Raw genomic sequence first — 23,969 nt, forward strand, 5'->3', positions numbered from 1 at the left:
TGAATGTCCCTTTCCTGGCGCGCAAATTATCCGGTAAATAAGGGGAAGAAAAGCAGAGTAAGCTGAAAGTTAGCAAGGGAGTTGTATTTTGCATGCTTTGCTGCCTTCCGGTGGCGGGAGGCAGCACGATATCGTGACATTACAGTCGATTTTCATCAAAGGAAGGAATATCTTAGAATGCATTCACCATTTTGTCTCTGATAGCATTCGCTGCCCATATTTATCTACACTTTTTTGCACCGTGTTGTTGCTGAGCGCAGGCCCGGCCGTAGTGATGTAATGCCGATCGTTTAAGAGTACTTGAACGATCCTACCAGTAAGAGACAATCCGGGATCAGCCCTCTGCTCCCGGATTTTTTATGTCTGAACATGATATGGATTTTGTCGTCGATGCTTTTTCTTCTGAGCTGGATGCTTTTTCACGCTCGCTTGACCCCGCTTGGATACACCAAGCGCTGACCGCCTGCCAGAAAGCCAGTATTCGCAGACGTCGCCTGCCTGCTGAACAGGCCGTATGGCTCATCCTTATGATGGGGTTGTTGCGAGACTTATCCATCAAGGACGTCTGTCACCATCTGGATATCGTTCTTCAACCCGATGACACCTACCAAAGCCTCGCACCCAGTGTGTTAACCGCTGCACGCCAACGACTGGGGGAAGCACCGCTTCGCTATCTTTTTCATGCCTGCAATGAAGCATGGCAGCCTGCTGCTCTCGGACCGGCTACTTTCCATGGACTCCGTGTGTTGAGTGTTGATGGGACGCTTTTTCGCACACCGGACTCACCGGATAACGCAGCGGCTTTTGGTTTTATTGACCCCTCCGCGGGCACATTCCCTCAAGTACGTATGGTCGCACTGATGGCAACCCACTCTCATATGTTGCTGGATGCCGCGTTCGGAGGCGTAGCCGAAGGCGAGTTAACGCTGGCTCATCGTCTGATTTCTTCTGCTCCAGACCATACTCTGACACTGTTTGACCGGTGCTATTTCAGCGCCGCTTTTTTCATCGAATGGCAACAGGCGGGACGCTGTACTCACTGGCTGACGCCCGTAAAAAGCAAGCTTCGCTATCAGGTCATCGAACGATACAGCGATTACGACATGCTAATTGAGATGCCGGTTTCTCCACAGGCACGTAAGGCGGCTCCGCATCTACCGGATGTCTGGCGGGCAAGAATGGTGAGCTATGTCAGCGGCGGCGGTAAAGGAAAGATCACCGGATTTCTCACGTCCATGACCGATCCTGCGGCCTATCCGGTAGAAGATTTATTGCGTATTTATTGGGAGCGCTGGGAAATTGAACTGGGTTATGGCGAACTGAAACGGCGACAACTGAAAGGGGAAGTCACCCTGAGGAGCCGCTTTCCAGAGGGCGTAAAGCAAGAATTATGGGGGATACTGATCTCCTACAATCTGCTGAGAAAAGAAATGGTAGATATTGCCGGGGAAGCCGGGGTCATACCGACACGAATAAGCTTTGTCGCTGCGTTAAACATTCTGGTGTCACAGGCTCGGGTGAGTGGTAAAGGTGCCGCAGGGAATATCCCTAATCATCTGAAAGGAATGAGGGAAAATGTAAAAGCGTTTATTCTTCCGGAAAAAAGAAAGCACCGACGATATTCTCGTTCAGTGCTTTATATTCCACCTAAATATCCGTTCAGCTATAAGTCACGTGAGGCTTAAGTGAACGGCATTAGGCCGTAGTGATGCGGTTTTTTTGGGGGGGTAACCGCGTTTAGCCCTGAGACAAATAACTGTGAGTATTCTCCTGATACTCTCTGTTCAGGGTTGCTGCTGGTTTCAAGATCAACATAGGTATAGCTCGATGGATTATCACGATTAAATGACCAGATACCGATAAACTTCAAAGGGTTGATTTTCGCAAATCGAGCTAACGTATTGACATCGTCCAGCTTAAACATACTTAAGTCATCATTGAGGCCAATCATTGGAGTGATGGCCACTTTAGCCAAACGCTGGGCTTCACTAAGCTCAGGGTAAAGTGGTGCGAGTTGGGCACTAATACTCAACGCTGCATCTACCGCAGCCTTACCCATATCGGTATCTGTGCCAAAATAATAATCCATTGCCATACCATTTACGCTGAAATCAAAACCCTCTTTTTTAGCGAGTTCAAGGATCTCTACACTTTGTGGATTCAAACCCGTAGGCAATGTAGCAAGAGTAAAACTGATGGCGACATGAGGTTTACGGATGGCGACATTTTTTAGTGCAGTGCAAATTTTCACGGCATCATAGAGACCATTCTCCAAGTCAAAATCCAGTCCTTTTGCATCATACATTTCAATAGTAGAGAGATAAATCTCCTCGAGCTCCGTGATACTGAAATGGGTCGAGATATCAGAATTGCTTGCACCACCGAATGAAATAATCACTGACCGGCCAACACTATTGAGCTCTTCGGCCAGAGGAAGAGCCCACTCTAACGGCATAGCGGAACTGGCCGCCCAACATGGGGTTTTTGATACTGGTTCAAGCGTTAGAAAACCAAAAACCAACCCATCAACTTTCCATTGGATCACTCGTTCGTAATAAATCGGATTGGGCCTTCCTTGTGGGTAGTTTTGCCAGTCACTCCAAAGAGCATTAATAGTAACGTCAATAAATGGAGTATATAAAGTAGACATGATATTACCTCGCGAATATAAGAACATTTTTCAGGTGGTTGAGTTTATGGCGTGTTTTTGAATAATGAGTGCTCGGTTTTTTATTTAGATATGATGCTAATCATTCTGGTTGAATTCGTTGTTTTATCAAATTAATTGTTTTTTATTTTATTGTTGAATTACAATTTGTTATCTCATGTAAAGTTATTTAATTGAGGATCCTGTCACTTATTACAGGATATAATGAGGATTATTTTTTTATTAAGCATTGTTCGTAAACGTGAGGGGTTTATTTCGAAAGATGACTCAGTGAGTATCATTAATTTGATTCAAAAGGACGGGGGTAACGCTCGGTATTAACAAGGTATTCTGTCAAACTACCAGAATAACAAAATACCTGAGGTTGCCGAGTGAAGGGCTCAACGTGACCAATTCAAGATCAACGTATGTGCTTGAGTCTCCTGATTGAACAAACGTTCAACCTGATGAAATCCTGATTTGCGATAAAAAGCACAGGCACGCAGGTTGTCTTCGTACACTTCCAGACTCAACCAGCGGTAGCGCTGCTGCACATGCTGCATTAACGCCAGTCCAACGCCCTTGCCATAGTAAGCTTGCTCGACAAACAACGCGCCGATAAAACGTTCATCCAACACGCTGATAAAACCAGCGATCTCACCCTGATGCCAATAAACCCAAGTTAACGCCCGTGGCAGATAGCTTTCGCGCACCAGTTGGGCGCTTTGTTGCCAATAGTCAGCGCTGATAAAAGGGTGTGCCAGCGTGGTACTGGTTTGCCACAGTTTCATCAACGGCTCAAGATCGGCAGCGGTACTGGCGCGGATCACGCCTTGTGCTGCTTTGGGTGGCAGAAACATCCTGTCAGATGATCGTTCACCAAGCCGCTGGCCTGCATAAAGGCATAACAGATGGTGGAACCGATAAACTTGAAGCCGCGTTTTTTCAATGCTTTGGACATCGCATCCGACGTTTCTGTTTTTGCGGGAACCTGCCCCAGTTCTTGCCAGCGGTTCAGTTGGGGTTTGCCGTCGACAAAGGCCCAGATAAAGGTGACAAAATTCTCACCGGCGGCTTCCATCGCTAGATACGCTTTGGCATTGCCAATGATGGCTTCTATCTTGCCGCGGTGACGGATAATACCGCTGTCTTGCAGCAGTCGTTCGACGTCTTGTTCAGTCATCGCGGCGACTTTTTGCGGATCAAAATTATGGAAAGCGTGGCGATAGTTTTCGCGTTTTTTTAGCACGGTGATCCAAGAAAGCCCGGCTTGCTGACCTTCCAGACACAGCATTTCAAACAGCTCGCGTGTATCGGTGGTGGGAGTTCCCCATTCCTGATCGTGATACTCCAGATACAACGGATCGGCAGTGACCCAACCGCAACGTTCTTTGCTCATTACCTCATCTCCTTGTGCTGTATTTATTTACAGTAATCATCACTCGAAATGCCACACATGGCAAGCTTCTGATGGTTTCCTCACCGATTAGCTTGACGTGACAAGAAAGCAGGCAATAGTTATTACATGACCCGCAAAAAAATGGGTCAATGATAAAAATGTAGCTTCTTTCATTTGCTGGCTCTCAGGAGTCGACCCATGCCTCTAAAAATTCTTCGTGCGCCGCGTCCTGCGGTGCTGGCAGTGGTTTTAGTATTTTGTATCACTTTACCGGCATCGGCTTATGACCAACTGTATGTTTTTGGCGATAGCCTGAGCGACACCGGTAACAATGGCCGATTCACTTACGATAGCAACCAACATTTACTGTACGACGAAATACTAGCGCAACGGATTGGTGCGGCGTTGGTGGCCTCGGACAATGGTGGATACAACTATGCGGCGGGGGGCGGTACGGCGGTACCTGCGCTGAACCCGGCGGATAATACTCAGCAGCAACTGCAAAATTATCTTGGGCAGATGAATGGCCGTGCCGACGGCGACGGTCTGTATATTCACTGGATTGGCGGTAACGATCTGGCGGCGGCGGCGATGAACCCGACAACTGCGGCGGGCGTGACATACAACAGTGCGGCCGCTGCAGCAGCGCAAGTACGTTCACTGCTGAGTGCCGGGGCAGGAACGGTGATCGTCCCAACGGTGCCGAATATTGGTTCTACGCCGCAACTGATGGAATTAATTATCCAGCAGGCGTTAGGCCCTGTGCAGGGCGCGGCGACTTTGGCGGCTTATGCCACGTTGAATTCGTTGGCAACGCCGGACAGCACCACGCGACAACAAGTCATACACCAAGCTTTGACCTCAGCGGCGGCGTTGGGTGATGCGAATCCTCAAGTACAACAGGCGATTGCCGAACAGTTGATCGCTGCCTACGACAGCTTGAGCGCTCAGGCCGGGCAACTCACCGATTTATACAATCAAACTGAAGATAGCCTATTGGCACAGGGTGGCGGCAATATCGTGCGCGTTGATGTGAATAAACTCTTCAATGAAGTCATTACTCATCCAGCGCAGTTTGGTTTCACCAATACCGCCGGGATGGCCTGCCCACCGGGAGTTTCGGCGGCGGTATGCAGCTCCACCATGCCGGGGTTCGACAGCAGTCAGTCTTTCCTGTTTGCCGATCATTTCCACCCAAGCCCACAGGCTCATGCGCTGGTGGCTGATTATATTCAGTCGGTGCTTGATGGCCCGGCACAGGCGGTGGCGCTCAACCAGGCTACGGCGGCGATGGCGCGTGATAGCCGTACGACGCTGGATAGCCGTTTCCAACAATTGCGTACCAATGATAATCCGCAAGGCTCGCTCGGTGTGTTCGGTGGCTATGCTGGGCAACATTATGATTATTCAGCTAATATTTCCGCTGGTGATGGTAATGCCACGACTCACAATCTGACTATCGGTGTGGATTACCAATTAACCGACGATTGGCTGATTGGTGGCTTGATTTCGGCTTCAAATGACGATCAACAACCTTCCAGCCGTTATGAATATACCGGGCGTGGCCTGTTGTTCTCGGCGTTTACGGCATTGAGCGTGTTTGAACAGGGTTGGGTGAATGCCGATCTGCATTTCACCACTATGGATTACGACGATATTCAACGCAGCATGCAACTCGGTGGGCTGACACGAACTGAAAGCGGTTCGACCGACGGTAAACAATGGGGGGCGCGCGTGACCGCCGGCTATGATTTTCCGATCACCACCTATTTAACCACCGGGCCAATGGCGCAATTTGCTTGGGATTACAGCAACGTGTCTGGCTATAGCGAAGACGGTGACGACAGCACCGCCATGCGCTTTAACGATCAAACCTACCATTCGCAAATTGGTGCACTGGGTTGGCGGTTGGATACCAACTTCGGCGTATTTAATCCTTACGCGGAAGTGAGCTATCAGCATCAGTTTGGTGATGACGTTTACCGTGCCGGTGGTGGGTTGAAATCCAGTCAAACCAGTTTCACCCGTGACACTGCCAATCAGGATAAAAATTGGGTCGATGTGACACTTGGGGCGAACATGCCGCTGACCGATCAGGTGGCGGCGTTTGCTACCGTCTCGCAAACCGGTGGTTTAAGTAGCGGTGAGCAAACGATGTATAACGTCGGTGTCAGCGCCAGATTTTAATAAAAGAGGGAGGTAAATAATCTATCGAATGAGAAAGTACAGTGCCAAACTGTACTTTAGTACAACTGTTATTTATAGCTAAAAATCTTTACTATTGTTAAACAATAAAAAAGTATTTAGAAAGCATAAAAAAACTGATCCTATATAAGGATCAGGTGGCTATTTAGCCAACACCAGGGAAATTTTATTTAATCCATTATTATATAGTTAAAGAGTTTTTGTCAATTTGTTTTCATCACAACTATAAGTTTGTGGGAGTGAGGTTTTTTAAGCTTCATTCGCGGACTGTTGCTTTTCTTATGTAGTTCCACTCGTTGTTTACTCCATGTTAAATAGTTTGATAATAATCACCAGGTGAAATAATTTGCATGATTTTTTGCTTGCCAAGAAATTCGACCCTATTTATTTTATCTAGTGTGGTGATCATTTATTAGAGTTGAGATGTGTTTTTTGAATGATTGAAATCAACTAACTTGAGTTATGTAATTGTATTAATGTAAGTATTGTTAATGAATTTTTGATTTTACAAGGAAAGTCTTATGCGCTAAATAATTCGAGTTGCATCAAGGCGGCAAGTAAGCGATTCGGGTGAGTGCACGCAGCCAACAAAGATGTAGCTTGAAGTATGACGAGTATATATGTCTAATCCATTTTACTGGATAAACATTGTGACGATAATGTAGAGGGGAAATAAAAAGTAATAAAGAAAAACTTCAGATGCTTTTGATGACAATGCATGAGAGGCTTGTTTCTCATTATCAAGAGATAAATAGTACTACCGATTTTGATAAAATGAATAATCGAGATTTATTTTCAACGCGTGAGAATGAAATTATTTACTGGGCAAGTATGGGTAAGTCCTATCAGGAAATTGCACTTATCTTGGGGGGTAAAACTTACCACCGTAAAATATCATATTGGCAATGCAGTTAAAAAACTGGGGGTTACCAATGCCAAACATGCTATTAGATTAAGTGTTGAACTGAAATTGATTAGACCTGTCTTCCCTGAGGTGAAGTGAGATTTGTCACCGCTCAGCCCCCATGTGTAGAGTGTTAGCTAGCCATTTTTATCGAAGATTGATACATGTTGCTTGATTCGGGCTGTATATCTTACGGTCAACGGGTATACTGGCGCATTCCGTTTAAATCCACTTGTATCGCGTGCGAATCTAACATGCAAAAGTTTGATACCAAGACCTTTCAAGGCCTGATCCTGACATTACAGGACTACTGGGCGCGCCAAGGCTGCACCATTGTTCAACCATTGGACATGGAAGTCGGCGCGGGCACCTCTCACCCGATGACTTGCCTACGCGCACTTGGCCCAGAGCCGATTGCCGCTGCCTATGTGCAACCCTCTCGCCGTCCGACCGATGGCCGTTACGGTGAAAACCCTAACCGTTTGCAACACTATTACCAGTTCCAGGTGATCATTAAGCCATCGCCGGACAACATTCAGGAACTGTACCTCGGTTCGCTGAAGGAGCTGGGACTCGATCCAACCATCCACGATATTCGCTTCGTCGAAGACAACTGGGAAAACCCAACGCTGGGTGCCTGGGGGCTGGGTTGGGAAGTGTGGCTGAACGGCATGGAAGTCACGCAGTTCACCTATTTCCAACAGGTTGGTGGTCTGGAATGTAAGCCGGTTACCGGTGAGATCACTTACGGTCTGGAGCGCTTGGCGATGTACATCCAAGGCGTGGACAGCGTATACGATCTGGTGTGGAGCAAGGGCCCGCTGGGTGTGACCACTTACGGTGACGTGTTCCATCAGAACGAAGTGGAGCAGTCCACTTACAACTTCGAATACGCCGACGTGGACTTCCTGTTCACCTGCTTCGAGCAGTATGAGAAAGAAGCGCAGCACTTGCTAGCGCTGGAAAATCCATTGCCGCTGCCAGCTTACGAACGCATTCTCAAAGCGGGTCATACCTTCAACTTATTGGATGCTCGCAAGGCGATTTCGGTCACCGAGCGCCAGCGCTACATTTTGCGCATCCGTACGCTGACTAAAGCCGTTGCCGAAGCTTACTACGCTTCCCGTGAAGCGCTGGGCTTCCCTATGTGCAACAAGAAGAACGAGAACTAAGAGGCAGCCATGACTCAACAGACTTTCCTGGTGGAAATCGGCACGGAAGAGCTGCCGCCGAAGGCTCTTCGTTCATTGGCCGAAGCTTTCGCCGCCAACTTTACCGCTGAACTGGATAACGCCGGTTTGGCACACGGTGTTGTTAACTGGTTCGCGGCACCACGTCGTTTGGCGTTGAAAATCGCTAACCTGAGCGCAGCACAGGCCGATCGTGAAGTAGAAAAACGTGGCCCAGCCATTGCTCAGGCGTTCGACGCTGAAGGCAAACCGAGCAAAGCGGCCGAAGGTTGGGCACGCGGTTGCGGTATCACCGTTGATCAAGCCGAGCGCTTGGCGACCGACAAAGGTGAATGGCTGCTGTATCGCGCTCATGTAAAAGGCCAATCGGCACAAGAGCTGCTGGCTGGCATGGTGAGCACCGCACTGGCTAAATTACCGATCCCTAAACTGATGCGTTGGGGTGATAAAGAAACTCAGTTCGTGCGTCCGGTTCATACCGTGACTATGCTGCTCGGTGATGAATTGATCCCTGGCACCGTACTGGGTATCGATTCTGCTCGAACCATTCGTGGTCATCGCTTTATGGGCGAGCCTGAATTCACTATCGACAATGCCGATCAATATCCGCAGATCCTGCTGGAGCGTGGCAAAGTGGTGGCGGATTACGAACAGCGTAAAGCCCTGATCAAATGCGACGCAGAAGCCGCTGCATTGAAGATTGGCGGCAAAGCCGATCTGAGCGAAAGCTTGCTGGAAGAAGTGGCGTCATTGGTCGAATGGCCAGTGGTGCTGACCGCCAAATTTGAAGAGAAATTCTTGGCAGTGCCAGCAGAAGCGCTGGTGTACACCATGAAGGGCGACCAGAAGTACTTCCCGGTTTACGACACCGCAGGTAACTTGCTGCCGAACTTCATCTTCGTTGCTAACATCGATTCGAAAGATCCGCAGCAAATCATTTCCGGTAACGAAAAGGTAGTGCGTCCGCGCCTGGCTGATGCTGAGTTCTTCTTCAATACCGACCGCAAAAAGCGTTTGGAAGACAATCTACCGCGTCTGGAAACCGTGCTGTTCCAACAGCAACTGGGTACTTTGCGTGACAAAACCGATCGTATCCAAGCGCTGGCTGGCTGGGTGGCTGGGCAGATTGGTGCCGATGTTAATCACGCTACACGTGCGGGTTTGCTGTCGAAATGTGACCTGATGACCAACATGGTGTTCGAATTCACCGACACTCAAGGCGTGATGGGCATGCACTATGCGCGTCATGACGGCGAAGCAGAAGATGTGGCAGTTGCGCTGAATGAACAATATCAACCACGCTTTGCCGGTGATGATTTGCCGCAATCGTTGGTGGCTTGTTCACTGGCGATCGCTGACAAGATGGATACTCTGGCCGGTATCTTCGGCATTGGGCAACATCCGAAAGGTGATAAAGACCCATTCGCTCTGCGCCGTGCGGCGTTGGGTGTATTGCGTATCATTGTCGAGAAGAACCTGTCGTTGGACTTGCAAACCCTGACTGAAGAAGCGGTGCGTTTGTACGGTAGCAAGCTGACTAACACCAAGGTTGTTGATGAAGTGGTTGAGTTTATGCTCGGTCGTTTCCGCGCTTGGTATCAGGAAGAAGGCCATGCTGTCGATACCATTCAAGCGGTGCTGGCCCGTCGTCCAACCAAGCCGGCAGACTTCGATGCTCGCGTTAAAGCGGTGACTCACTTCCGTACTCTGGAAGCGGCGGCTACCCTGGCAGCGGCCAACAAACGTGTTTCCAACATTTTGGCGAAATCTACTGATACGCTGAATGATCGTGTTCATGCTTCGGTACTGAAAGAAGCGGCTGAAATCCAATTGGCAACGCATTTAGTTGTGCTGCGCGATAAGTTGGAGCCGTTCTTTGCCGAAGGCCGCTATCAGGAAGCGTTGGTAGAACTGGCCGCATTGCGCGAACCAGTAGATGCGTTCTTTGATAACGTGATGGTCATGGCTGAGGACGACGCGGTGCGCGTCAACCGCCTGACACTACTGAATAAACTGCGTGAACTGTTCCTGCAAGTGGCAGATATTTCGCTGCTGCAATAAGTGGTAAATATGCTCATCAAGGCGCCTACGGGCGCCTTAGTTTTTTTCGGTTAATAGCTCGGGAGACCGATGCCCTTTGCCATTCATAATGCTGTAAAGCTGAGCTAATGAGTGTATGCCAAACTTGTTATAGATTTTTTGGCGATAGCCGCTGATCGTTTTATCACTCAACACTAAGAGATCAGACATTTCCCGGTTTGATTTGCCTAATAGTATGTAATATAAAACCTTAGCTTCTTGGCGAGTGAGGCCGTAGTTATCAAAATAGTGCAGCCATAGAACGTCATTGGGCATATAATTTGTGCGAGCATAACTGATTAGCTCTGCACTATGATTGAGCAACGTTTTCAGCCCTTTAATACAGTTGTGATTGCGTAATACGCTCCAAGAAAGATGGTGTATTAGAACGGTATCAACAGCACTAATCGGTTCGTTGATAATGGTAATAATTCGAAGATCCTTCATAGAATTCTTGGTATCGTTCAACCTTTCCAGACAATTTGGGATTAACGCGGTGTAATCAATAATAACGAGGCTGGGTTGGTGTATTTTTAAAAAATGAAGCAGCCCGTCAAGAGTGTGGAAATGAGACAAGCGTAACAATTTGTCTGGCGTTCTCTGGAGGTTGATTTTTTCGATCAACGTCATCAAGCCGATATCAAAAAATGTGGACAGACTTAATGTGGCCACAATTGTCATAGTTATCCTTAAGTAAAAGCAAACACCTAATCCATTAGTCAATGTGCATCTTATCAATTCAACCTGGTTAAGTAAGTAGGAATATATTTATAAAATAGAGAAAATTCCTAATTTCATCATGATAATACCTCGAGTGATGCACCTCCCATTTATCATCTGTTCCCCATTGATAATCCATTAGTTTAGTGTGAATTGGGAATTATCTTGCTTAAGTAATATTCATCCTATTTCTTTAGTGATTTGTTCGGGATTAGTATAAGCACTGAGATTTTAACTTTTTTGATGGTAATAACAACCGTTAGACAAAGGTGATAGTCGTGTGCTCATCACACTATTCTATGTGCTCAATCTGAGCATGTATTTATTTGTTGAATATAAGATAACTCTAGTTATTTCTTGAGAAGCAAAAAAAACTTATAGCATAAATCATAAATATACATTTATTGGATTGATTTTCTATTTATGGAAATCTAATGAATGTTGTTTTTAACACCATTAAAACAATGTAATCAAATAGAATATGGAGAGAGTGGAATGAACAGGATATTCAAGGTTATTTGGAACCCTTCTTTGTGGCGCTTTGATGTCGTATCTGAGTTATCTCGGGGGAAAGTCAAATCTCAGTTAGGCGGCGAAAAGGGTAGTCCAACTATTACCGCAATATTTAAGTTCAGCTCGTTAAGTCTTTGTCTGTTGACGGCGATGATTGCTACACCAGCAATGGCGGCTGCCGTTAACCCATTTTCAGCGAATGATGGTGGGGCTCAGCAAATTTTTAGCAGTGGTGGTAATGAAACACTGACCGGCAGTTTTGCCAGTATCGCGGACGATGGCACTTACACTAACCGCAACTTGATTGAAGTCGATAATGGCAGCACGTTAACGGTGAACGTCGGCACGATAAAGGAAACTTGGCAAGCTTCCGATAGTAATAACGTCAAGATAAAATTAGCAACGACTGATGCAGCAAATCCAGCCTCTGTCTTCAAGGTGTCATCCGCCAGCGGCGCCACAAAAAAAACGGATTTGGAATATATATCCAAAACCCAAGTGACGTTGGGTGATGCTAACGACAGTACGTTCATTCTTGCGGATGGTAAAAGTTCACTGATAAACGTTAACACCAATGCAGAAATTCGGATGCTGGACAGCAATGCTTCTGCTATTCAGTTGAAAAATGGCGCCACATTGGTGAATACCGGGGTTATCAGTACTGACGGAAGTACGGGTTCCAGTTTGTTGTCGATCAAAGGCGAAGGGCTGCTGGCTAATGCTGGGCAAATCAATGTTGGTCAAAACTCAATCAATACTATTGGGATCGATGCTGACGGTGCTGATGTTCAGCTGATACAGGGCGGTACGGTTACTATTGAAGGCAGTAATAACACGGGCTTATTAGTAAAAAACGGTGCCAGTAAGAACTCTGCCAGTAATAACGGCACTATTAATCTGAATGGCACTAACTCCGTTGGTATTAAAGTCGAACAAGGGAGCCTCGTTGCTCATAACGGTGTTATTAACGTCAAACAAGGTACGAATACCGGGATATGGCTTGAGGGCACAGATACTAAAGCTGATATGACTGGGGGCATCAACCTCGGTGGTGATGGCGCTACGGGAGTGTATTTACTCAGTGGCAGCGGGATTGAGCTGAGCGGCAATAGCTATGTCACGTTTGTTAACGGTGTAAATCAAGTCGGGTATCACGCTAGCGGTGAAGGCACGAAGATCAAATCAGGATCTTACGAGCAACAAGATATTGCGACGGAGGGTTCCACACTGTTCAAAGTCGACGGGAAAGCGTCGTTTGAGGGGAAAGCAGAGGAAGGCAACGATCTGCTGCTATCTGGCAAAAACACCACCGGTTTATTGCTTGAGGGAACGGGCAGTACAGCAAACATCGGCAATATGTCGCTTACGCTGACTGGAGAAGGCTCTACCGGCATTATTGCAAAAGATGGAGCCAAGGTAACGGTTGATGCAGGGAATATCCTGACGGCCACGTCACCATCCGAAAGCAGTTGGATGCGTTTAGACACGGCTGAATTGGAAAATAACGGCACCATCAATGTGAATGGCATGACCATCACCATTGAAGGTGGTAAATCTACGGTGAGTGGCCTAGGGACATTGACCACCGAAGGTAGCGAGGCTGCTTATCGTGTCGCGTCTGGTGGTTCACTGGCATTGACGGGGTTTGGCACGATTCAAACTTCCGGTGGAACTCACGGTATTTTACTTGATGATGGTGCGACTGGGCTGTCGATTACCGATGCCACGTTGAATATTTTGGATTTAGGCACTGGCATTGAAAACGCTGCTGAATTAGCCGATATCAAGCTGGAGAATGCCAGAATCACGGTAGAGGATGGGTCTGCAATCCGCTCAGGAACACAGTTGGCAGCGGGTAGCTCCGGTACCATCAATGTCGAAGGTAGCGGCAACGGTTTGCTGTTCAGTAAATTGTCTGGGCTGACTGATAATGTGCTGTCGATGGTGGACGCACAGCAGTTGGTGATTAACGTCAATGGCGCGGGTGGTACCGGGATTAATACCAACTCGTCAGGGGACATCAGCACGGGAATTACCGTCAACGTTAATCATCAACAAGGTGGTTCTGCACTGAGTGTGAACGGAACTAGCCGAAATATTGTGCAATCTGGCATGTTGACCTCGGCTTCAACGACTGCGCCAGTAGTGGATATTGATAACGGCCATGTGAGCAGTTTCCTGAATAAAGGGCGTATCACCGCCGCCAACAGTAGCGCTGAAGCGGTATACAACAACAGCGGCTCGGGTGTCGCATTTACCAACTCGGCCGGAGCGGTCATTGTCGGTAAAGTCAATTTGCTGGCGGGAGATAATACCGTCACGCTGATAACTGGCAGCCAAGGTAATGATTTTATTACCGGAGCAGGCAATGACACCTTCTTGCTAAAAAATGTCACTGCGCAAGAAAGTCGTCTATTCAGTTCGTTGCAAAGTGGTACTGGCAATAACAGCTTGGTGTTTGACCATACGACTTGGGCGCTGAATGACGCGGCGACCATGCAAGGTTTTACCAACCTCGAGTTATCTAATGCCTCTACCTTTACCCTGAACGACACGCTAGCTACCTTTGGTCAGGCTCTGACGGATATTGCTATTGATAGCGGCAGCTTGCTGAAGGTGAAAAATACTTCAGCCCTGACGCTAAACAGTAAGCTGAGTGGTGCCGGGATCATGCAGGTTGATACCAGCGGTGAATCATTTGGTTTCACTGACAATGGTTCGGTGAATACTTTCACCGGAACGCTGGCGTTGGGGAATAGCCAATACGCATTATCAGATCTGAATACAGTCGCTTTGCGACAGGCAACTCTGCGCTTGGATGATCTGTCTTCTGTGACGGTGGGCAGTGGTGAGCAGCAATTAGGTGGGCTGATTTTCAACGGCGGTACGATTAACTTTGGTAGCGTCACTCCGGGTGAAATCACTGTCCAAAACCGGATTCAAACCACAAATAGCCTAGATATCCGTGGTAATGGCACGGTGCGGGTAGATGTGCAGGATGTACTGAACGGTAAACCGATGCCTGATGGTCGCCTGTCGTTATTGGCGCAAGATGATGCTGATGCGCGTTTGAAACTGATTGGCACGAGCGGCGGTGTGCTCGGTAGCGGCGGTAATTTGGTATTACAGGATCTTGCGGGTAATGTCATTACCGACGCAGTGTCAGCGAACATTACTCAAAACGGCACTGCAGTCGCGCAAGGCACTTGGGATTATCGCCTCGCGAAAGGCACTGATGGCTTGTATGTGAACTATGGCCTGACGCAAATTGCTCTGCAAGGGAAAACGGGCGTCGATGCATTGCTGTTAGACAGCAATGGTGCAACTGGGGCAGCAGCCGATCTGAGTGCTCGAATTACCGGGAGTGGCGATCTAGCGATTGATACCGGTAATGGCAATCAACTCTCCTTATCTAATATGGGCAATGATTATTTAGGGAACACACAGGTCCGCAGCGGTACGTTGCAGATGGGTAATGACAATGTGTTGGGGCAAACGCAGACGTTGGCGTTAGCAGCACAGAGTAGTTTCGACCTCAATGGTTACAAGCAGACGATAGAAAACTTGCAGGCAGAAACGGATAGCCAAGTACTGTTCGGCGGTGGTTCATTGACCTTAAATCAAGGTGGTGATACCTCCGGACTGTTGAGCGGTAGTGGTACGTTGGTGCTGAATGGTGGGACATTGAATGTTAACGGTGCCAATTCCGATCTCATGGTGAATACCACCCTGTCTGCGGGAGCCACTGCTATTTTGGATGATGTCACCGGCTTAGGTATTGGTAACATCGATAACGCTGGCTCACTGGTATTGAATAATGCCACCGGTTATTTCAGTAATGCGATGAGTAATAACGGGAAAGTTTCACTCTCTCAGGGCAGTGACGTCTTCGTTAATGGCGATAACCAGGCATTTAGCGGCATATTCCAAATTGATCAAAATGCGGGAATGACGGTCAGCCAAGCCAATCAATTGGGTGGTGCAGCGGTAGAAAATAACGGTCTGCTGACGATTGATAATGCTACGGTCTGGGCGCTGACGAATGCGGTTAGCGGTACTGGTGATGTGGTGAAAACCGGTGCAGGTATGTTGTCAGTGAATGACAGCGCAAGCTGGACGGGAAGCACCGATATTCAGCAAGGTACATTGCTGCTAGGAAGTAGCAGCCAGCCAGTGACCTTGGCGAGCCGTCAGGTCAACGTGGGTTCTAGCGCGACTTTGGCAGGTTATGGTGGTGTTGCCGGTAATGTAGATAACCAAGGCCTGTTCATTGTGGGCTCTCCTGGTGCGAATGGCCTGCTGCGTGCGGGAAATGAGATATCCACCTTCAGTATTGGTGGGAATTTGGTGAACAGTGGTCAAGTTGTCGTGGGGGGAACCCGCGCGGGTAATCAGTTGGTTGTCGCTGGTAACTACGACGGTCTAGCAGGCAGCACACTACTGTTTAACTCCGTGTTGGGTGATGACACTTCCGCGACCGACAAGATGATTGTACAGGGGGCAACATCTGGCTCCAGCCGTGTTAGCGTGGCTAACTTGGGTGGTAGTGGTGCGCAAACACTGAACGGTATTGAATTGATCCACGTTGATGGCAACTCTGCCGGTGAATTTGCGCAAAATGGGCGTATCGTCGCTGGTCTGTATGATTATGAGTTGGCTCGAGGTGCTGGGGCGAATAACAACAACTGGTATTTAACGTCTTCGTTAACCAATCCGACACCAACACCGACGCCTGATCCAGATCCGACACCAACGCCTGATCCAGATCCGGTACCAACGCCTACCCCGGATCCAACGCCAACTCCGACGGATGCGCCAATTATTCGTCCAGAAGCGGGGAGCTACATTAGTAACTTGGCTGCGGCCAATACTATGTTTATCACCCGCCTACACGATCGCTTGGGTGAGACGCAATATACCGACGTATTGACCGGCGAGAAGAAGGTCACCAGTCTGTGGTTGCGTAATGTGGGTGGCCACAACCGTTTCAACGACACCAGTGGGCAGTTGAAAACGCAAAGTAATCGCTACGTATTGCAAATGGGCGGAGATCTGGCGCAGTGGAGCAGTGACAGCCTAGACCGCTGGCATCTGGGTATGATGGCCGGATATGCCAACAACCAGAGCAACACGCATTCGAGAGCGCGCGGTTACCGTTCAGATGGCACCGTGAATGGTTACAGCGTGGGTCTGTACGGCACTTGGTATGCCAATAATGAAGACAAGAGCGGTGCGTATTTGGATAGTTGGGCGCAATACAACTGGTTTAAGAACCGGGTAAACGGCCAAGATCAAGCAGGTGAAAAGTATAATTCCGACGGTTTCACCGCATCGGTAGAAGCGGGCTATACGTGGAAACTGGGTGAGAAAGAGCGTGCAGCTTACTTTATCCAACCTAAGGCACAGGCTATCTGGATGGGGGTGAAGGCTGACGATCATCAAGAAGCTAACGGCACTTACGTGCGTGGCGAAGGTGACGGTAACCTGATGACGCGTTTGGGACTGCGGGCTTATATGAAAGGACATCATCTTAAAGATGAAGGCAAAGACCGCGAATTTGAACCTTTTGTTGAAATGAACTGGATCCACAACACTCGCAATATTGGGGTGAACATGGACGGCGTATCTACCTATCAAGCTGGTGCGGGCAATATTGGCGAGCTGAAATTAGGAGTAGAAGGCCAGATCAACAATAACCTGAATTTGTGGGGTAATGTGGGTCAACAAATTGGTGATCAAGGCTATAGCGATACCAGTGCCATGCTGGGGGTGAAATACCTGTTCTAATAGGGTTACTGCCAGTTAGCAAATAGTGCTCAAATATCCGGGGGTTATTGATAACTTCCGGATATTTTTTTGTGCTTTATAAAGGGGACAATAACTGTTGACCACAACAAACATCGTCATCGGGCTGAGAATGATTGATCATTGGCAGTTCTCGTAGCACCATGACGAAGCCTTTTACCGCTGAATGTGCTTTGCAGGGTGAATGGCGTAGTGAGTTGATCTATCCTTATGAAGCAAGGAACGCATAAGACGGCAGGGAATCTGATGAAAAAGTATGTTTATAACAGGAGTTACGTCACATGGCAGTAGGGATCCAGAGCAAAGGCCTGATGCGTTGGTTGGCCCCAGTGTTGGCATTGTTGGTGGTTATGCAATTGACAGCCTGCGGCGATAAAGAGCCAGAACAACGCAAGGCGTTCATTGATTACTTACAGAATACCGTCATGCGCAGCGGCGTGAAGATCCCGACGTTGAGCGAAGATCAGAAGCAGAAATTCGGCAACTATGCGGGCGATTACGCGATTTTGGTCAGCTTCTCACAGCAACTGTCCAAGTCTGTCGATTCCAGCCTGACACCGGCGTTGGATCAGGTTAATCAGATCCGTACTGCGCAAGATTACATGAGCAAGCGCGATATGCTGCAACAGTCGGTAGGGGCGCTGAACCTGCTCGGTCAGCAGATCCAGTCGGCCAAGTCGCAGGCGGATACCGCACGTGCAGCGCTTAAGCAACCTGACTCGCTAAAAGCAGTTTATAACCAAGCGTATGACAAGATTGTCACCGCACCGGCTAATGCGCTGATGCCAACCATCCCAACTGCGGCCAGCTTTATCCAAGATCTGGTACAGGTGGGGGATTTCCTACAGACGCAGGGTAATCAGGTCAGCTTCAACAATGGTGGCGTGCAGTTCCGTACCCCGCAACAGGTGGCGCAGTACAACACCATGATGTCGAACTTGGTAGCGAAGCAACAGGATTTGTTGAACGCACAGAAAACCGTGCTGAGCGTTATGCAGTAAGTCTTATTGCCGGGGTAAATGTATGCCCCGGCAACCCTCTCTCTTTTCCCATCTGTACTACACTTTCAATAATTATTACTGCCCATAATGACTCCAAAACCTGATGTCATTTTCTTTCATTCATCACGATGTTGTTTTATCTGATCTGGCAATAGCTTCCCGCGGTGGTGAGTCGCTACAGGGAAATCGTCGCTCGGCTGACGGTTAGATAAAATACTTTGTGATTAATATCACATAATAAAAACAAACATCGCATTTTAAAGTGTGATTAACATCACAATTAATCGTGTTTTAAGCACCGTTTATTGGTTTTGTACTTTTTTTACACACTTAAAGTGTGATTGTTATCACCATAAATACCCCGTTGGTATAGCACTGTTAGTGATCATGATCACAAAATTTCAGCGAAGTTCGCATGCTAAAAGGAGCGTGCTAGAGTCCATCACAACAGCAATCACATAGCTGGAACGCTACAACAACGATCGCGCGCTGTTATTTGTTTGCGCGTAAACCGATTAGCTTGGCGCATAACATTATTTTGACGAATAACAGTTTTGACGGACAACAACAGGGGTGCGTTTTATGTTTTCACCAGACATTAAGGTTAAAGTTCAAAACTTTGGCCGTTTCCTAAGTAACATGGTGATGCCGAATATTGGCGCTTTTATCGCCTGGGGTATCATCACCGCGTTATTCATTCCTACCGGCTGGCTGCCAAACGAAACCTTAGGCAAGTTGGTTGGCCCAATGATCACCTACCTGCTGCCACTACTGATCGGTTATACCGGCGGTAAATTAGTGGGGGGCGATCGTGGTGGTGTGGTCGGTGCTATCACCACCATGGGTGTGATCGTCGGTGCAGATATGCCGATGTTCCTCGGTTCGATGATTGCAGGCCCATTGGGCGGCTGGGCGATCAAGCATTTTGACCGCTGGGTAGATGGCAAAATCAAAAGCGGCTTTGAGATGTTGGTCAACAACTTCTCTGCCGGTATCATCGGTATGCTGTTGGCGATTCTGGCTTTCCTAGGCATTGGTCCGCTGGTGGAAGCCATCTCCAAAGTGCTGGCGGCGGGTGTGCATGTCATGGTGGTGAATAACCTGCTGCCATTGGCGTCGATCTTCGTCGAACCCGCCAAAATTTTGTTCCTGAATAACGCCATTAACCACGGTATTTTCTCACCGCTGGGCATCCAGCAAGCGACTGAAACCGGTAAATCGATCTTCTTCCTGATCGAAGCCAACCCAGGCCCAGGTTTGGGCGTGCTGATGGCGTATATGTTCTTTGGTCGTGGTAGTGCCAAGCAGTCTGCGGGCGGTGCAGCGATCATCCACTTCTTCGGTGGTATCCACGAAATTTACTTCCCTTATGTGCTGATGAACCCGCGCCTGATTCTGGCGGTGATTCTGGGTGGCATGACCGGGGTATTCACATTGACGATGCTGAACGGCGGTCTGGTTTCTCCGGCTTCTCCGGGCTCCATTCTGGCAGTGCTGGCGATGACGCCAAAAGGCGCTTACTTCGCCAATATCGCGGCGGTGTGTGCGGCGTTTGCGGTGTCCTTCGTGGTCTCGGCCTTCCTGCTGAAAACTTCAAAAGTGAAAGAAGAGGACGATCTGGAAGAAGCGACTCGCCGTATGCACGATATGAAATCTGAAGCGAAAGGCGGCAAGTCAGCGGCGAATGCGATGGTTGATGGCGACCTGACTACCGTGCGTAAAATCATCGTAGCTTGTGATGCGGGTATGGGTTCTAGCGCCATGGGTGCTGGTGTGCTGCGTAAGAAAGTGGCGGATGCTGGGCTGAAAAACATTTCTGTCACTAACAGCGCCATTAACAGTCTGCCGGACGACGTGGATCTGGTGATCACGCACCGCGATCTGACCGAGCGGGCGATGCGTCATGCACCGCAGGCGCAGCACATCTCGCTGACCAACTTCCTCGACAGCAAGTTGTATAGCGATCTGACTGACCGTTTGCTGGCGGCCAATAAAACCACCGAGAACCAACAGAAGGTGATCGAAACCTTGGACGACAGTTTCGAAGCCACCGAACAAACCCTGTTCAAACTGGGTGAAAGTAACGTGTTCCTTGGCTTGCAGGCGACTGACAAAGAGCAAGTGATTCGCTTTGCCGGTGAGCAGTTAGTGAAAGGCGGTTATGTTGAGCCTGAATATGTTCCGGCGATGCTGGAGCGTGAAAAGTTGACCTCTACTTATCTGGGCGAATCTATCGCTGTGCCGCACGGTACTATCGAAGCCAAAGACCGCGTACTGCGTACCGGCGTCGTATTCTGCCAGTATCCGCAGGGCGTGCGCTTCGGTGATGAAAAAGACGAAGTGGCGCGTTTGGTGATTGGTATCGCAGCGCGTAACAACGAGCATATTCAGGTCATTACCAGCCTGACCAACGCATTGGATGACGACACCGTCATCGAACGGCTGGCAAATACCACCAGTGTGCAGGAAGTGTTGGATCTGCTTGGCGGCAAAAAAGCGTAATTCCCCCTAGGGCGCAGCATGGACTGCGCCCTTTGTTATTTTTATAAGGTTATGATTATGAAAGCATTACACTTCGGAGCCGGTAACATTGGTCGTGGCTTTATCGGTAAGCTGTTGGCCGATGCTCATGCCGAACTGACTTTTGCCGACGTCAACCAAACCGTGCTGGATGCCATGAACCAGCGCCATAGCTACCAGGTGAAAGTGGTTGGCGAGCAGGAGCAGATTGAGACAGTCAATAACATCAACGCGGTTAACAGTACTAGCGACGATGTTGTGAAGTTGATTGCGACGGTGGATATGGTGACTACCGCGGTGGGCCCTACCGTGATGAAAATCATCGCGCCGACTATCGCCAAAGGGTTGATGCTGCGTCACCAGCAAAGTAATACCCAGCCATTGAATATCATTGCCTGTGAGAACATGGTGCGTGGGACTAGCCAGTTGAAGCAGCATGTGTTTGATGCATTGCCGCAGAATGAGCAGGAATGGGTTGAGCAACACGTTGGTTTTGTTGACTCCGCCGTTGACCGTATTGTGCCGCCAGCGGAAGCAGGCACTACCGATCCGTTAGCGGTGACGGTCGAAACCTTCAGCGAGTGGATTGTTGATCAAACGCAATTCAAAGGTACACCGCCAGTTATTGCCGGTATGGAATTGACTGATAACCTAATGGCGTTTGTTGAGCGTAAGTTGTTCACGCTAAACACAGGGCATGCGATCACCGCTTACCTCGGTCAACAGGCTAAATTGGGCACTATTCGTGAAGCTATTCTGAATGCAGAAATTCGTAAAGTAGTGAAAGGCGCGATGGAAGAAAGCGGTGCGGTGCTGATTAAACGTTACGGTTTTGATCCCGTGAAGCACGCAGCTTACATCAACAAAATCCTCACTCGCTTCGAAAACCCGTACCTGAAAGACGATGTAGAGCGCGTCGGCCGTCAGCCGTTACGTAAACTGAGCGCTGGCGATCGTTTGATCAAGCCGTTGTTGGGTACGCTGGAATATGGTTTGCCACACGTCAACCTGATTAAAGGGATCGCGGCAGCCATGAGTTATCGTAGCGAGCAAGACCCACAGGCGCAGGAACTGGTGGAGTTACTGGAGAACGTCGGACCGGAAGCTGCGCTGGCGCAAATTTCTGGCTTACCAGCAGATAGTAAGGTTGTGGAGGATGCCGTTGCTGTGTATAACGCCAAGTAGTTTTATATGTTGAATCAACGGGCGCATATTGCTGCGCCCCTGCAACCCAACGGCACCCCTCACGCCATTCGAAAAGCGATAATGATCGAGACCCAAGCATTTGAAAACAAGGTTCTGGAACGACTGAACGCGGGCAAGACGGTGCGCAGTTTTCTGATCGCAGCGGTCGATCTACTGACAGAAGCGCTCAACGTACTGGTGATCCAAGTGTTCCGTAAAGACGATTACGCGGTGAAGTATGCCGTTGAACCGTTATTGTCTGGAGCTGGGCCGCTAGGTGAACTTTCGGTGCGTCTCAAGCTGATGTATGGCTTGGGGGTGATTTCTCGTCACGAATATGAAGATGCTGAGCTGCTGATGGCGATGCGTGAGGAATTGAATCACGACGGCAATGAATACCGCTTTGTTGATGATGAAATCCTAGGGCCATTTGGCGAACTACACTGTGTGGCGGCATTGCCACCAGTACCGACCTTCCTGCAACCCGGCGAAGCGGAAGAATCTTTGATTGCCATGCAGCGTCAGCGTTACCAGCAAATGGTACGCTCCACCATGGTGCTGTCGGTCACCGAGTTGATTGCTGGGATCGGCGCCAAGCAAGCATCTAGGTTATCCCCTCTCGGATAAGCATCCGTCGCCGCATTTTGCTACACTAGCCACTACATTTTTTAGCAATAAAGCGAAACCCCATGAAAGAGAAAGAAAAGGCAGAAATTAAGCGCCTTAGCGACCTGCTGGACGCACTGAACCACAAAGATGCCACTGTCATTCAGCAAGGCAACCAAGATCTGATCGCTCAGCACACCAAAGAAAAAGAGAAGTTAGCGGCAGAAATCGAGCGCTTGAAAGGCGTGCGCGTTGAGAAACTGAGTAAAGAAGCGCAGAAGCTGGCTGAGTTGCCGTTCAACCGCGAGATCACCAAAAAAGAGCAGGCTGATATGGGGGCTTTGAAGAAAAGCGCACGCGGCTTGGTGGTGGTGCACCCGATGACGGCTTTAGGCCGTGAAATGGGCCTGAAAGTCGTCACTGGTTACGCGAAAAAAGCGTTCTAAATCCGGTTATTTCCCCAGCAGGCGGCGATTGAGATCTTCGATCCTGCCGCTGGTGATGCGCGTCAGCATCGTTTTGCTCCAGCTGGCGGAAAGCCCAGCCGCCGCTAGTAAACGGCGATACTGCTCTTCATCAAACGGCATATGCCAAGCGATGCTAATAGCTTCGGCTACCGACACCTCACTACTGCGCACCACCAATTCCAATGGTTGATCGCCACTGACTTTTCCGCCAGACACCACGCGATACAGCCAGCCACAACGCCCGCTATCCTGCATCAATACCGAAATATCTTCGATATCAAAATGGAAGTTGAGTTTGTAGCAAGGAGAACGTGGTTGAGTGACCTGAATCAATGCTTCGCCCCAACGATAAATATCACCCATAAACACGTTGTGCTCGGTCAGACCGAGTGTGGAAATATTTTCGCCGAAGGCCGGGGCGCAGAATTGTTCTGCCTGCTGCGGGAACTGCTCGCGCCAGCGATCATAGTGTTCACGCGGATAGTGGCACAAAGCGCGATCTGGCCCACCGTGATAACTTTTTTCTGCCTGTTCATCACCTTCTAGACCAAGTAGTGCGAGCTGGAGTGCGCCATCCACTTGGCGCTTGCCGATAGCGCTGGGGCGACCACCTTCGTAGGATTGGATTGTGCCGATATAAACGTCAGGATGATGCATGTGCTGTGCCTCCGTTCAGTTGCGTCAGAGGATAAGGATATCCTGAGTTGGAGGAGAGAAACAGAATAAGA

The 23,969-nt window shown here is 48.9% G+C and carries 15 protein-coding genes and 1 pseudogene; 11 read left to right on the forward strand and 5 right to left on the reverse strand.

All coding sequences use genetic code 11. From position 1 onward, the window contains the following. The first annotated feature begins 359 nt into the window (after positions 1 to 359). Positions 360 to 1,685 carry an IS4 family transposase gene (locus AC3ISQ_RS00115; protein ID WP_489349961.1) on the forward strand — a complete coding sequence of 442 codons (1,326 nt, stop codon included), beginning with the start codon at positions 360 to 362 and terminating at the stop codon, positions 1,683 to 1,685. Here AC3ISQ_RS00115 and AC3ISQ_RS00120 read toward each other — a convergent pair. The 3 genes from AC3ISQ_RS00120 to AC3ISQ_RS00130 all read right to left on the reverse strand — a co-directional run bounded on the left by AC3ISQ_RS00120 (position 1,682) and on the right by AC3ISQ_RS00130 (position 4,046). After that, positions 1,682 to 2,650, reverse strand: a complete 969-nt coding sequence (locus AC3ISQ_RS00120; RefSeq protein WP_489349963.1) for a glycoside hydrolase family 18 protein — start codon at positions 2,648 to 2,650, stop codon at positions 1,682 to 1,684. The two genes, AC3ISQ_RS00115 and AC3ISQ_RS00120, sit on opposite strands and share 4 nt — an antisense overlap. A gap of 398 nt (positions 2,651 to 3,048) precedes the next feature. Continuing rightward, entirely contained in the window at positions 3,049 to 3,507 is a 459-nt protein-coding gene (locus AC3ISQ_RS00125) for an N-acetyltransferase (RefSeq protein ID WP_489349965.1), read from the reverse strand. Further along, on the reverse strand, positions 3,474 to 4,046 hold the full coding sequence (locus tag AC3ISQ_RS00130) for a DNA-3-methyladenine glycosylase I (protein WP_489349967.1): 573 nt from the start codon (positions 4,044 to 4,046) through the stop codon (positions 3,474 to 3,476). Before AC3ISQ_RS00130 ends, AC3ISQ_RS00125 begins: the two co-directional genes overlap by 34 nt. Positions 4,047 to 4,244: 198 nt before the next feature. On the opposite strand from AC3ISQ_RS00130, the gene AC3ISQ_RS00135 reads away from it, so the two are divergent. The 4 genes and pseudogenes from AC3ISQ_RS00135 (at position 4,245) to glyS (ending at position 10,406) form a co-directional block, all read left to right on the forward strand. After that, a complete protein-coding gene (locus AC3ISQ_RS00135) occupies positions 4,245 to 6,233 on the forward strand; it encodes an autotransporter outer membrane beta-barrel domain-containing protein (RefSeq protein WP_489349969.1) in 1,989 nt (662 codons plus the stop codon). Positions 6,234 to 6,923: 690 nt separating this feature from the next. Then, positions 6,924 to 7,254: pseudogene (locus tag AC3ISQ_RS00140) on the forward strand (helix-turn-helix transcriptional regulator); the annotation flags it as partial. Between the two features lie 155 nt (positions 7,255 to 7,409). After that, a complete protein-coding gene (glyQ, locus tag AC3ISQ_RS00145; RefSeq protein WP_489349971.1) occupies positions 7,410 to 8,327 on the forward strand; it encodes a glycine--tRNA ligase subunit alpha in 918 nt (305 codons plus the stop codon). 9 nt (positions 8,328 to 8,336) lie between these two features. Continuing rightward, positions 8,337 to 10,406, forward strand: coding sequence for a glycine--tRNA ligase subunit beta (gene glyS, locus AC3ISQ_RS00150; RefSeq protein ID WP_489349973.1), 2,070 nt, complete (start codon positions 8,337 to 8,339; stop codon positions 10,404 to 10,406). A gap of 36 nt (positions 10,407 to 10,442) precedes the next feature. Here the strand turns inward: glyS and AC3ISQ_RS00155 are convergent, their stop codons facing one another. Further along, positions 10,443 to 11,105 (reverse strand): helix-turn-helix transcriptional regulator, encoded by a 663-nt coding sequence (locus AC3ISQ_RS00155; RefSeq protein ID WP_489349975.1) that lies wholly within the window; start codon positions 11,103 to 11,105, stop codon positions 10,443 to 10,445. Positions 11,106 to 11,639: 534 nt separating this feature from the next. Between AC3ISQ_RS00155 and AC3ISQ_RS00160 the strand changes: the two genes are divergently transcribed. The 6 genes from AC3ISQ_RS00160 to AC3ISQ_RS00185 all read left to right on the forward strand — a co-directional run bounded on the left by AC3ISQ_RS00160 (position 11,640) and on the right by AC3ISQ_RS00185 (position 23,220). Further along, a complete protein-coding gene (locus tag AC3ISQ_RS00160; RefSeq protein ID WP_489349976.1) occupies positions 11,640 to 17,444 on the forward strand; it encodes an autotransporter outer membrane beta-barrel domain-containing protein in 5,805 nt (1,934 codons plus the stop codon). A gap of 299 nt (positions 17,445 to 17,743) precedes the next feature. Beyond that, positions 17,744 to 18,463 (forward strand): DUF3053 domain-containing protein, encoded by a 720-nt coding sequence (locus tag AC3ISQ_RS00165; RefSeq protein WP_489349978.1) that lies wholly within the window; start codon positions 17,744 to 17,746, stop codon positions 18,461 to 18,463. A gap of 582 nt (positions 18,464 to 19,045) precedes the next feature. Continuing rightward, positions 19,046 to 20,965 (forward strand): PTS mannitol transporter subunit IICBA, encoded by a 1,920-nt coding sequence (locus AC3ISQ_RS00170; RefSeq protein WP_489349980.1) that lies wholly within the window; start codon positions 19,046 to 19,048, stop codon positions 20,963 to 20,965. A gap of 57 nt (positions 20,966 to 21,022) precedes the next feature. Beyond that, a complete protein-coding gene (locus AC3ISQ_RS00175) occupies positions 21,023 to 22,168 on the forward strand; it encodes a mannitol-1-phosphate 5-dehydrogenase (protein ID WP_489349982.1) in 1,146 nt (381 codons plus the stop codon). An 81-nt stretch (positions 22,169 to 22,249) separates the two neighbouring features. Next, positions 22,250 to 22,795 carry an MltR family transcriptional regulator gene (locus tag AC3ISQ_RS00180; RefSeq protein WP_489353441.1) on the forward strand — a complete coding sequence of 182 codons (546 nt, stop codon included), beginning with the start codon at positions 22,250 to 22,252 and terminating at the stop codon, positions 22,793 to 22,795. A gap of 62 nt (positions 22,796 to 22,857) precedes the next feature. Then, the gene (locus tag AC3ISQ_RS00185) at positions 22,858 to 23,220 is read left to right on the forward strand and encodes a YibL family ribosome-associated protein (protein WP_489349984.1); all 363 of its coding nucleotides are present in this window, start codon (positions 22,858 to 22,860) and stop codon (positions 23,218 to 23,220) included. Positions 23,221 to 23,226: 6 nt separating this feature from the next. On the opposite strand, the gene yiiM is transcribed toward AC3ISQ_RS00185, so the two are convergent. Continuing rightward, positions 23,227 to 23,898 (reverse strand): 6-hydroxyaminopurine reductase, encoded by a 672-nt coding sequence (yiiM, locus tag AC3ISQ_RS00190; protein ID WP_489349986.1) that lies wholly within the window; start codon positions 23,896 to 23,898, stop codon positions 23,227 to 23,229. Between the last annotated feature and the right edge of the window lie 71 nt (positions 23,899 to 23,969).

The sequence above is a fragment of the Serratia sp. KH_031 genome (genome assembly GCF_057839655.1).

What these genes read in the sequence shown, in the direction of transcription:
- AC3ISQ_RS00115 (WP_489349961.1), top strand. Translation starts at nt 360, where the DNA reads ATGTCTGAACATGATATGGATTTTGTCGTCGATGCTTTTTCTTCTGAG.
- AC3ISQ_RS00120 (WP_489349963.1), bottom strand. Translation starts at nt 2,650, where the DNA reads ATGTCTACTTTATATACTCCATTTATTGACGTTACTATTAATGCTCTT.
- AC3ISQ_RS00125 (WP_489349965.1), bottom strand. Translation starts at nt 3,507, where the DNA reads ATGTTTCTGCCACCCAAAGCAGCACAAGGCGTGATCCGCGCCAGTACC.
- AC3ISQ_RS00130 (WP_489349967.1), bottom strand. Translation starts at nt 4,046, where the DNA reads ATGAGCAAAGAACGTTGCGGTTGGGTCACTGCCGATCCGTTGTATCTG.
- AC3ISQ_RS00135 (WP_489349969.1), top strand. Translation starts at nt 4,245, where the DNA reads ATGCCTCTAAAAATTCTTCGTGCGCCGCGTCCTGCGGTGCTGGCAGTG.
- glyQ (WP_489349971.1), top strand. Translation starts at nt 7,410, where the DNA reads ATGCAAAAGTTTGATACCAAGACCTTTCAAGGCCTGATCCTGACATTA.
- glyS (WP_489349973.1), top strand. Translation starts at nt 8,337, where the DNA reads ATGACTCAACAGACTTTCCTGGTGGAAATCGGCACGGAAGAGCTGCCG.
- AC3ISQ_RS00155 (WP_489349975.1), bottom strand. Translation starts at nt 11,105, where the DNA reads ATGACAATTGTGGCCACATTAAGTCTGTCCACATTTTTTGATATCGGC.
- AC3ISQ_RS00160 (WP_489349976.1), top strand. Translation starts at nt 11,640, where the DNA reads ATGAACAGGATATTCAAGGTTATTTGGAACCCTTCTTTGTGGCGCTTT.
- AC3ISQ_RS00165 (WP_489349978.1), top strand. Translation starts at nt 17,744, where the DNA reads ATGGCAGTAGGGATCCAGAGCAAAGGCCTGATGCGTTGGTTGGCCCCA.
- AC3ISQ_RS00170 (WP_489349980.1), top strand. Translation starts at nt 19,046, where the DNA reads ATGTTTTCACCAGACATTAAGGTTAAAGTTCAAAACTTTGGCCGTTTC.
- AC3ISQ_RS00175 (WP_489349982.1), top strand. Translation starts at nt 21,023, where the DNA reads ATGAAAGCATTACACTTCGGAGCCGGTAACATTGGTCGTGGCTTTATC.
- AC3ISQ_RS00180 (WP_489353441.1), top strand. Translation starts at nt 22,250, where the DNA reads ATGATCGAGACCCAAGCATTTGAAAACAAGGTTCTGGAACGACTGAAC.
- AC3ISQ_RS00185 (WP_489349984.1), top strand. Translation starts at nt 22,858, where the DNA reads ATGAAAGAGAAAGAAAAGGCAGAAATTAAGCGCCTTAGCGACCTGCTG.
- yiiM (WP_489349986.1), bottom strand. Translation starts at nt 23,898, where the DNA reads ATGCATCATCCTGACGTTTATATCGGCACAATCCAATCCTACGAAGGT.